This is a genomic window from Blastomonas sp. (assembly GCF_041747255.1).
In the GTDB taxonomy this organism is placed as follows: Bacteria; Pseudomonadota; Alphaproteobacteria; order Sphingomonadales; family Sphingomonadaceae; genus Blastomonas.
In genome coordinates this window covers 1-7613 of the sequence record NZ_JBGTFM010000426.1, presented here as the reverse complement: position 1 = coordinate 7613, position 7613 = coordinate 1, and the positions used below count along the sequence as shown (strand labels likewise).

The following is a 7613-nucleotide window of genomic DNA, read 5'->3' as shown; positions in this document are numbered from 1 at the left end:
TCGCGGGCTGCGTCCAGCGCCAGTGCCAGAGCGCCCAGCCGCGCGGGCAGCAGCGTCTCCAACCGCTGGCGCAGCGCCTTGGCGAGCCCCGCCGATGCCCCGCCGGTGCCAATGGCGATCAGCACCGGATCACGATCAATGATCGCAGGGGTGGTGAAATCGCACAGCTGCGGCCTGTCCACCGCGTTGACCAGCAAACCGCGCGCCTTGAGCCGTCCGACCGCCAGCAGCGCCTCCTCCTCATCGTCAATTGCAACGATAGCAATGCTGGCACCGGCGTGGTCCTCACCAACCGGGACACCGCCCGAGCGTTCGATCAAGCGGCGCTTGGCCGCCGCCGCTTCGCCATCGCCAAGCAGGATGATTGGGCGGCCCGAGAGGTTCAGGAAGATCGGCAGCTGTTGCATGGGCGATGCGCTACCATGTGCCGCGCGATTACTCCAGCCAGGCAGGCACGCGCTCTGCGGCCATGATTTCAGCAGGCGTGATCCGGTCAGCAACGACCGCATAGCGATCTTCATCGACGAGCACCTCGGCGACAATACCCCGGCTATTGTAGCTGCTCGCCAGCGTCGCGCCATATGCCCCTGCGGTGCGGAAGATCGCCAGATCGCCCGCGCCGACGCGATCAATGTCACGCCCCATCGCGAATGTGTCGCCGCTTTCGCACACCGGCCCGACGATATTGGCGGTCATCCGCTGCCCATCGGGGCTGACGGCGGCGAAATCATGCCAGGCATCGTACAGCGCTGGCCGGGCGAGATCGTTCATCGCCGCATCGACCACCACGAATGGATGCAGGATGCCAGGCTTGACGCGCACAACGCGGGTGAGCAGCACCCCGGCATTGCCTGCGATCACCCGGCCCGGTTCAAACTGGATGGTTGCATCCCAGTCGCGAGTCACCTGCGCCACTAGCGCGCCATAATCGGCGGGCGACGGGGTCACCTCGCCTGCGCGATAGGGCACGCCCAGCCCTCCGCCCAGATCGACATGGCTGATCGCGTGACCATCTGCTCGCAATTGGGCCACCAGCCTGCCAATCTTGCCGAACGCAGCCTCCAGCGGATCAAGGCTGAGCAACTGGCTGCCGATGTGCACTGCGACCCCGCGCAACGACAGCCCCGGCAGTGTCGACAGCCGCCGATAGATCCCGGGGCCGATATGCAAGCCGACGCCGAATTTGTTGTCCGCCTTTCCGGTCGAAATCTTGGCATGGGTGCCCGCATCGACATCGGGGTTGATCCGCAGAACCGCCTGCGCGGTTAGACCCATCGCGCTGGCGATCTGCGCCAGCATCACGCCTTCTTCTTCCGATTCGATGTTGAACTGGCCAATGTGATTGCTCAGGCCATGGCGAATTTCCGTCGCCGTCTTGCCGACGCCGGAAAACACAATGTCTTGCGGCGCCATGCCTGCAGCCAGCGCCCGATCAAGCTCACCTGCTGATACGACATCTGCGCCATAGCCGCACTTCGCCAGCACCCGCAGCACCGCCAGATTGGGGTTGGCCTTAACCGCAAAAGCGATGTGCTTGCGCGGGACATCGGCAAGCCCGTCGCGGAACACATGCGCATGCCGCTCAAGCGTTGCGCGCGAATAGACGTAGACTGGTGTACCCACCGCATCGGCAATCGTACGGAAAGGAACCTGCTCGGCAAACAGTTGCCCGTGCTGCAATGAAAAATGATCCATGAAGAGATGCGGCCCTGTTAATCCGGGGGAAGATCGAATGGATCATCCTCACGCGCCTGTGAACGGCGTTGCAGTTCGACATTGCGTTCCGGGCGCGCCTGCGCGGATGGCTTGAGCAGTTCGTCAACACTTTGAGGCTTTTCAGCGCCATAAGCACGCGGCACAGGTGCCGTCCCTTCTACTGCCGTCAGCTTCTGGCGGCTGCCGCAAGCGCCCAGCGCGAGCGCGGCACAGCCTATCAGCAGCATACGTCTGCCAGTGTTCGTCTTACAGATCACAGCGTTTCTCCGGCAGCGGTGGTGCGCTCGGACAGATAGGTTCTGGCCCGTTCAATCTGCAGCCTTACCTGATCGGGCGCGGTCCCGCCATAGCTGGTCCGGCTCGCGACCGAAGCATCGACCGACAGCGCTCCGTAAACCGCGTCCGTGATCCGCGCATCGATTGCCTGCAGATCGGCAAGCGCAAGCGCGTCGAGCGCGACGCCCTTGTCTTCCGCCAGCCTGACCACCGCGCCAGTGATATGGTGCGCCTCACGAAACGGGATATCCGCCTGCCGCACCAGCCAATCGGCAAGGTCGGTCGCGGTGGCAAAGCCGCGTTCAGTCGCTTTGCGCATCGCCGTCGTATCGAACCCGGTGTCTGCGACCATGCCGGTCATCGCGGCGAGCGACAGCATCAGCAGGCCTTCAGCCTCAAACACTGGCGGCTTGTCGTCCTGCATGTCCTTGGAATAGGCGAGCGGCAGGCCCTTCATCGTGATCATCAGCGCGGTCTGGCAGCCAACGATCCGTCCGGCATGACCGCGCACAAGCTCGGCGGCATCGGGATTGCGCTTTTGTGGCATGATCGATGAGCCAGTCGAAAAGCTGTCAGGCAAGCGCACGAAGCCATAGGGCTGGCTCGCCCAGATGATGAACTCTTCAGCCAGGCGCGACAAATGCAGCGCGGTCTGCGCCGCAGCGCTCAGATAGTCGATCGCGAAATCGCGGTCCGACACTGCATCGAGTGAATTGGCAGTCGGACCATCGAAGCCCAGCGCCGCTGCGGTTGCATCGCGGTCAATCGGAAAGCCGGTGCCGGCAAGCGCAGCCGAGCCGAGCGGGCACTGGTTCAGCCGCGCGCGGGCACTGGCGAACCGGTCGCGGTCACGCGCGAACATTTCAAAATAGGCGAGCAGATGGTGACCGAGCGTCACCGGCTGCGCAATCTGCAGATGCGTAAAGCCCGGCATGATCGACGCTACATGTTCCTCAGCGCGCGCGACCAGCGCAGTTTGCAGTGCGTGCAGTGCCGCATCTGCTGCATCGCAGGCATCGCGGACCCACAAACGAAAGTCAGTCGCGACCTGATCGTTGCGCGAGCGTGCGGTATGCAACCTGCCCGCGACGGGTCCGATCAGTTCGGCAAGCCGCGCCTCGACATGCATATGGATGTCTTCCAGCGCCCAGTCCTCCGCCACGCCATGCTCGGCATATTCGGCGCCGATCTGATTGAGGCCCGCTGTGATGATTTCGGCATCGGCAGCGCTGATGATCTGTTGCCGACCCAGCATCGCGACATGCGCGAGCGACCCGGCGATGTCCTGCCGCCACAGCGCCTTGTCGAACGGGATGGAAGCATTTATGGCGCGCATCACGTCGGATGGTCCGGCGGCAAACCGTCCGCCCCACATGCTGTTGGAGTTATTGTCCATGCGTTTCGCCCGATCTTGCAGAACAGCGGCATGGCCATTGCTGGCCGTCGCTGCACTGGCGTGTGGCGCGTGCGATAGGCAATCGCCTGCCAGCGGGCAAGCCGCTGACGCCGAAAAAGCAACCGACAAACCTGCGCCATCGGTGCCATTGTCGGGAACGCTCGACATTTCGCAGCGTGGCAAGCCCGCGCCCGATGTCAGCTTTAACGATCCCGATGGCAAGCCCACCAGTCTGGCCGCGTTCAAGGGCAAGCCCGTGCTGGTTAATCTTTGGGCGACATGGTGTGCGCCGTGCGTGGTTGAAATGCCAACGCTCGATGCGCTGGCCATTCGTGAGAAAGACCGGCTGGTAGTGCTCACTGTGTCGCAGGACATGGCCAACCTCGATGCGATCAAGCCGTTCTTCGCCACCAACGGGTTCAAGCAGATCGAACCGTTTGTTGACCCGGAAAACAACCTTGGGTTCAGCTATCTGACGGGCGTGATGCCGACCACCGTGCTGTATGATGCCGAGGGCAAGGAAGTATGGCGAATGATCGGCGGCATGGACTGGAACGGCACCCGCGCCGCGGCCCTGATGGAAGAAACGCTCGCCAAAGGCTGAGCGACATGCCTCACATCAGGATGGGAAGGATGACCACACAGGGGCGTTGATTCTGGCGGGCGCCGCGCACCAACATAGGCATAGCGCGCCGTTTGCCGACGCAATCGGACGGTGTTGTCCGGCGATCATCGGCCACCAGCATGACTGGCTCACCAAATGTGAGGCTGGAGGAGGCCATCGCGATCAGGAACATGCTCGACATGACGAGGGAATATGCGCGCGAAACCTGTCGGCGCGCTGAACGGGCAGGCTCGGATTGCATTTATGGTTGAAACTGTGTCGCAGGGGCAACATCGTGCCCGGCGATGCGGCCATGGTGGGCGATGACAGGCTCGAACTGCCGACCCTCTCGGTGTAAACGAGATGCTCTACCAACTGAGCTAATCGCCCATGACCATCTGGCGAGGCGGGCCATTGCCAGCTTTGCGCAGCATTGGCAAGTGGCTTGGTCCTTTCCATTGCCATCCGGTCGGGCTATCGGCGCGATCAATCATTCTTACCCCCAAGTGGAGAATCACCTATGCGCCCATCTGGCCGCGCTCCTGACGAAATGCGCCCCATCACCATCGAAACCGGCTTTGCCAAGCACGCCGAGGGCAGTTGCCTGATTGGCTTTGGCGATACCCGGGTGCTGGTGACCGCAAGCATCGAAGAGCGTTTGCCCCCCTGGCTCAAGAATAAGGGCGAGGGCTGGGTTACCGGCGAATACTCAATGCTGCCGCGTGCAACCCACACGCGTAGCCAGCGCGAGGCCGCCAAGGGAAAGCAGTCGGGCCGGACGCAGGAAATCCAGCGGCTGATCGGCCGCTCGCTGCGCGCCGTCGTTGACATGAAAAAGCTGGGCGAGCGCCAGATCACCATCGATTGCGACGTGTTGCAGGCCGATGGCGGCACGCGCACCGCTTCGATCTCGGGCGCATGGGTAGCACTGCGGCTTGCCGTCAATGGTCTGATCGCCAAGGGTTTGATCAAGGACGATCCAATCACCGCCAAGGTCGCCGCGATCAGCTGCGGCATCTATCAGGGCACGCCGGTGCTCGATCTGGATTACATTGAGGATTCGAACGCCGGAGCTGATGCCAATTTCGTGCTGATCGAAGGCGGCAACATCGCCGAGGCGCAGGCCACGGCTGAAGGCGCGCCCTATGACGAGGAGGCGTTGCTGCGTCTGCTGCGGCTTGCCCGCGTCGGCTGCGCCGAGATTTTTGCCGCGCAGGATAAAGCTGTCCAGCAGGGGGCGGGCGCCTGATCCACGATGAAAGCGCGCAAGCTCACCCCCGGACGCCTCGTCATCGCCAGCCATAATGCGGGTAAGGTGCGCGAGATACGCGCATTGCTTGAGCCCTTTGGTATTGAACCTGTCTCGGCGAGTCATCTCGGTCTGCCCGAACCCCAAGAGACGGGCATAACCTTTGCTGAAAACGCGCTGTTAAAGGCGCGCGCTGCGGCAGAGGGGTCAGGCTGCGTCGCGCTGGCGGACGACAGCGGGTTGTGCGTTGCGGCGCTCGGCGATGCGCCGGGAGTGTATACCGCCGATTGGGCAGAGCGGCAGCGCTTCGAAGGTCCGCCGGGCCGCGACTGGTATCTCGCGATGGGAAAGGTTGAAGGCAAGCTCGCTGAGCTTGGCCCCGATGCCGACCGCAGCGCCTATTTCATCTGCACCTTGGCGCTCGCCTGGCCCGATGGACACCATGAGATTTTTGAAGGCCGCGTGGCTGGTGCGCTGACCTGGCCACCGCGCGGCACCCTTGGCTTTGGTTACGACCCGGTGTTTGTCGCGAATGGCTTTGACCAAACCTTTGCCGAGCTGGACCCGGCGCACAAGCACGCGATTAGCCACCGCGCGGATGCCTTTGCCAAGCTGGTCGAGGCCTGTTTTTGAACGCCTTGTCCGTGCCGCTGGCGCTCTACATCCACTGGCCGTTCTGCGTCTCCAAATGCCCCTATTGTGACTTCAATAGCCATGTCCGCAATGGCATTGATAACGATATCTGGCTGGGTGCCTTGCTGGCCGATATGGCGCATGAGGCGGCGTTGCTACCGGGGCGGACACTGGGGTCAATCTTCTTTGGTGGCGGAACACCATCGCTGATGCCGCCGCAGTTGGTTGCCGCGCTGGTTGATGCCGCTGCCCGGCACTGGGCGCTCGATCCCGACATCGAAATCACGCTGGAGGCCAATCCCTCCTCGGTTGAGGCGGCGCGCTTTGCTGATCTGGCGTGGGCTGGAGTTAATCGCGTGTCGCTTGGCCTGCAGGCGTTTAACGACGATGCACTGACCTTTCTGGGTCGTGCCCATGGCGCGCGCGAGGGATTGGCGGCGTTGCAGTTCGCGCAACAGCAATTCGCCCGTGTGTCGTTCGACCTGATTTATGCGCTGCCTGGACAGACAATGGCCGCGTGGGAAGCCGATCTGGCGCGCGCACTGGCACTCGGCACCGGTCATCTGTCGCTCTATCAGTTGACGATTGAGCCGGGGACACGCTTTGAAACCATGGTGCGACGCGGAGACATTGTGCCTGCTGACGACGACCATGCTGCTGATCTCTATGCGCTGACCCAGACCATGACCGCATCGGCAGGTCTGCCATCCTATGAGATCAGCAATCATGCGCGGACGAGCGAACTGAGCCGCCACAACCTCACCTACTGGCGCTATGGCGATTATGCCGGGATCGGTCCCGGCGCGCATGGACGGCGTGGCGGCATGGCGACCGAGCGCCACCGCAAACCTGAAAACTATCTGTCGGCCATGACGCGCAACGGCCATGGCCTTGCGGTTGAACGCCCGCTCGATGCTGCGACGCAGGCGGCGGAGGCGCTGCTGATGGGGCTGCGGCTGGCAGAGGGGGTCGATCTTGACGCTTTGGCGGCGCGAACCGGCTTTGGCCACGCGCAACTGATTGACCTGTCCGCCACTCAGCGCCTCGCTGGCCATGGCCTTGTTACGCTGGAGAGCGCGCGATTAATTGTTACACCTGCGGGCATGCCAGTGCTCAACGCCATCTTGGCCGAGATCGTCAGCGTTGAGAGCAATCGCGACGCCTGATAGGGTCGTAGCCATGGTTCCCGGCCCAGCCCTCACCGAACAATGGCGCGCCCACCTTACCGACAACCGGCGGCGCTCACAGCACACCGTGCGCGCATATGCCGCGACGGCAGAGCGGTTGCTGGCGTTTCTGGCCGAGCATTGGGGCGAGCGGCCCGTTGCGTCGCGGCTCGGCATGATCAGCCAGGCCGATCTGCGCGCCTTTCTAGCGATGCGGCGCGGAGAGGGCCTCGCCAACCGCAGCACCGCGCGCGAACTTTCGGCAATCCGCGCCTTCCTGCGCTTCGTCGCCAGCCAGAGTGAAACCCAGTCCAGCCTGCCGCAGATCAAGGGACCGCGCATGAAACGCAGCCTGCCGCGCCCGATTGCGCCAGATGACATCATGGCGCTGGGAGCTGCGATGGCCGAGCGCAGTGCGCCGCCCTGGGTGCAGGCGCGCGACTGGGCGGTGCTGATGTTGCTTTACGGCGCTGGGCTTCGAATCAGCGAGGCAACGGGGCTCACCGGCGCGTCGCTGCCGCTGGGTGAAACGCTGCGCATCACCGGCAAGGGCGGCAAGCAGCGCGTGGTGCC

Annotated in this window: 10 protein-coding genes and 1 tRNA gene; 5 read left to right on the top strand and 6 right to left on the bottom strand. The window is 63.3% G+C overall.

The features are described 5' to 3' along the window. The 4 genes from ACEW8G_RS14325 to argH form a co-directional block, all read right to left on the bottom strand. On the bottom strand, window positions 1-407 hold a 407-nt coding region (locus ACEW8G_RS14325; protein ID WP_373489078.1), incomplete at its 3' end, for a bifunctional precorrin-2 dehydrogenase/sirohydrochlorin ferrochelatase. 28 nt (window positions 408-435) lie between these two features. Further along, window positions 436-1695 carry a diaminopimelate decarboxylase gene (gene lysA / locus ACEW8G_RS14320; protein ID WP_373489077.1) on the bottom strand — a complete coding sequence of 420 codons (1260 nt, stop codon included), beginning with the start codon at window positions 1693-1695 and terminating at the stop codon, window positions 436-438. Between the two features lie 17 nt (window positions 1696-1712). After that, window positions 1713-1943, bottom strand: coding sequence for a hypothetical protein (locus ACEW8G_RS14315; protein ID WP_373489076.1), 231 nt, complete (start codon window positions 1941-1943; stop codon window positions 1713-1715). A gap of 26 nt (window positions 1944-1969) precedes the next feature. Then, on the bottom strand, window positions 1970-3367 hold the full coding sequence (gene argH / locus ACEW8G_RS14310) for an argininosuccinate lyase (RefSeq protein WP_373489079.1): 1398 nt from the start codon (window positions 3365-3367) through the stop codon (window positions 1970-1972). Between the two features lie 58 nt (window positions 3368-3425). Here argH and ACEW8G_RS14305 point away from each other — a divergent pair, with 58 nt between their 5' ends. Further along, entirely contained in the window at window positions 3426-3992 is a 567-nt protein-coding gene (locus tag ACEW8G_RS14305; protein WP_373489075.1) for a TlpA family protein disulfide reductase, read from the top strand. A 10-nt stretch (window positions 3993-4002) separates the two neighbouring features. Here the strand turns inward: ACEW8G_RS14305 and ACEW8G_RS14300 are convergent, their stop codons facing one another. Both ACEW8G_RS14300 and ACEW8G_RS14295 read right to left on the bottom strand, forming a co-directional pair. Then, window positions 4003-4185, bottom strand: coding sequence for a hypothetical protein (locus ACEW8G_RS14300; protein ID WP_373489074.1), 183 nt, complete (start codon window positions 4183-4185; stop codon window positions 4003-4005). Between the two features lie 121 nt (window positions 4186-4306). Then, window positions 4307-4382 (bottom strand) — tRNA-Val (locus ACEW8G_RS14295). 130 nt (window positions 4383-4512) lie between these two features. Here ACEW8G_RS14295 and rph point away from each other — a divergent pair. The 4 genes from rph to ACEW8G_RS14275 all read left to right on the top strand — a co-directional run. After that, window positions 4513-5241, top strand: a complete 729-nt coding sequence (gene rph, locus ACEW8G_RS14290; RefSeq protein WP_373489073.1) for a ribonuclease PH — start codon at window positions 4513-4515, stop codon at window positions 5239-5241. A 6-nt stretch (window positions 5242-5247) separates the two neighbouring features. Continuing rightward, window positions 5248-5874 (top strand): RdgB/HAM1 family non-canonical purine NTP pyrophosphatase, encoded by a 627-nt coding sequence (gene rdgB / locus ACEW8G_RS14285; RefSeq protein WP_373489072.1) that lies wholly within the window; start codon window positions 5248-5250, stop codon window positions 5872-5874. Beyond that, window positions 5871-7040: a radical SAM family heme chaperone HemW gene (gene hemW, locus ACEW8G_RS14280; protein WP_373489071.1), complete on the top strand. Its 1170-nt coding sequence runs from the start codon at window positions 5871-5873 to the stop codon at window positions 7038-7040. The genes rdgB and hemW overlap by 4 nt, the downstream gene beginning before the upstream one ends. A 13-nt stretch (window positions 7041-7053) precedes the next feature. Beyond that, on the top strand, window positions 7054-7613 hold a 560-nt coding region (locus ACEW8G_RS14275), incomplete at its 3' end, for a site-specific integrase (protein ID WP_373489070.1).

What these genes read in the sequence shown, in the direction of transcription:
- lysA (WP_373489077.1), bottom strand. Translation starts at nt 1,695, where the DNA reads ATGGATCATTTTTCATTGCAGCACGGGCAACTGTTTGCCGAGCAGGTT.
- ACEW8G_RS14315 (WP_373489076.1), bottom strand. Translation starts at nt 1,943, where the DNA reads ATGCTGCTGATAGGCTGTGCCGCGCTCGCGCTGGGCGCTTGCGGCAGC.
- argH (WP_373489079.1), bottom strand. Translation starts at nt 3,367, where the DNA reads ATGTGGGGCGGACGGTTTGCCGCCGGACCATCCGACGTGATGCGCGCC.
- ACEW8G_RS14300 (WP_373489074.1), bottom strand. Translation starts at nt 4,185, where the DNA reads ATGTTCCTGATCGCGATGGCCTCCTCCAGCCTCACATTTGGTGAGCCA.
- rph (WP_373489073.1), top strand. Translation starts at nt 4,513, where the DNA reads ATGCGCCCATCTGGCCGCGCTCCTGACGAAATGCGCCCCATCACCATC.
- rdgB (WP_373489072.1), top strand. Translation starts at nt 5,248, where the DNA reads ATGAAAGCGCGCAAGCTCACCCCCGGACGCCTCGTCATCGCCAGCCAT.